The organism is Synechococcus sp. W55.1 (assembly GCF_047461655.1).
In the GTDB taxonomy this organism is placed as follows: domain Bacteria; phylum Cyanobacteriota; class Cyanobacteriia; order Thermostichales; family Thermostichaceae; genus Thermostichus.
Genome location: NZ_JANSHN010000018.1, coordinates 32560 through 34204 on the forward strand (window position 1 = coordinate 32560; position 1645 = coordinate 34204).

The 1645-nt window shown below is 51.9% G+C and carries 1 CRISPR repeat array.

Going from position 1 to position 1645, the window contains the following annotated elements:
- The first annotated feature begins 41 nt into the window (after nt 1-41).
- A CRISPR array of direct repeats spans nt 42-1645; the repeat unit is 36 nt; unit sequence GTTTCCAATTTCTAGGGATCCCCCCGAAGGGGGAAC.

Genomic DNA, 1645 nt, shown 5'->3' on the forward strand with positions numbered 1-1645 from the left:
AACCCTCCGTAAACTCAAGGTCTGACCAAATTTGACCTAGAGTTTCCAATTTCTAGGGATCCCCCCGAAGGGGGAACCAGCGACACGGATGGTGCCGCCTCTGTTCTTACTCGTTTCCAATTTCTAGGGATCCCCCCGAAGGGGGAACCCTCCGTAAACTCAAGGTCTGACCAAATTTGACCTAGAGTTTCCAATTTCTAGGGATCCCCCCGAAGGGGGAACTGGAATTATCCACGGGTTGGTTACCAACCTGCTCGACCGTTTCCAATTTCTAGGGATCCCCCCGAAGGGGGAACGGCGCAATGAAATTCTGGGATGCCACCGGTCACTATATGTTTCCAATTTCTAGGGATCCCCCCGAAGGGGGAACTCTTTAGATAGCTGCGAACAAGACGGATAGCTGCAAGTTTCCAATTTCTAGGGATCCCCCCGAAGGGGGAACGTAGTGTTTGCGCCTATTTCCACATTGTCCTCAATGACCACATGTTTCCAATTTCTAGGGATCCCCCCGAAGGGGGAACTTTAAGGGTCATAAGGTGCTCTTTTAACGAGTTTAAGATTTCCAATTTCTAGGGATCCCCCCGAAGGGGGAACAATACCACAGTCGCAGTAGCGAGGGCTTTGGACACACCTCGAAATTTCCAATTTCTAGGGATCCCCCCGAAGGGGGAACGCTCGATAAACTTCTAAAACCTCTCGAATCTCCTAAAAATTTCCAATTTCTAGGGATCCCCCCGAAGGGGGAACCTCCCTTAAACAGGTAAGAAAGGCACCCAGGTGCCTAGGGAAATTTCCAATTTCTAGGGATCCCCCCGAAGGGGGAACGCTAATACAGCAGCCTTTGTCGAGATTAGTTAAGTTGAATTTCCAATTTCTAGGGATCCCCCCGAAGGGGGAACGGCCTGGCGTAACCCCGTTCTACCGGGGTTGGACGCCGAAGGGATTTCCAATTTCTAGGGATCCCCCCGAAGGGGGAACGCATTCAACGTATTGGGTGGCTTCCGCTTGAAGCCGAATTTCCAATTTCTAGGGATCCCCCCGAAGGGGGAACACGTCAAAGCGAAGAGTAACATTATCGAAGTCCTCAAGAAAATTTCCAATTTCTAGGGATCCCCCCGAAGGGGGAACAGGCTGTTAGTGACTAGGTACCCCCGAATAAATCGGATGGCAATTTCCAATTTCTAGGGATCCCCCCGAAGGGGGAACAACTTAGAGTACTGGCTGGGTTTGCCGACCCGGTTCCAATTTCCAATTTCTAGGGATCCCCCCGAAGGGGGAACCCCAGACAGGCCCATTCCACCCGTGCAGTACCCGCAATTTCCAATTTCTAGGGATCCCCCCGAAGGGGGAACGTAACGACCGTCAGTTCCGGCGAACTTCATAGCGTTCAATTTCCAATTTCTAGGGATCCCCCCGAAGGGGGAACAGGTAAGCGTGTTGTCGAACCGAAACCCCTGGTGATTCGGATTTCCAATTTCTAGGGATCCCCCCGAAGGGGGAACCAGCTTTACTGCTTCGCCCCCGCCGAATCCTTTCGGATTTCCAATTTCTAGGGATCCCCCCGAAGGGGGAACAGGAACCTATGGAACTTACAAATCGCCAGCGCAAAATTTCCAATTTCTAGGGATCCCCCCGAAGGGGGAAC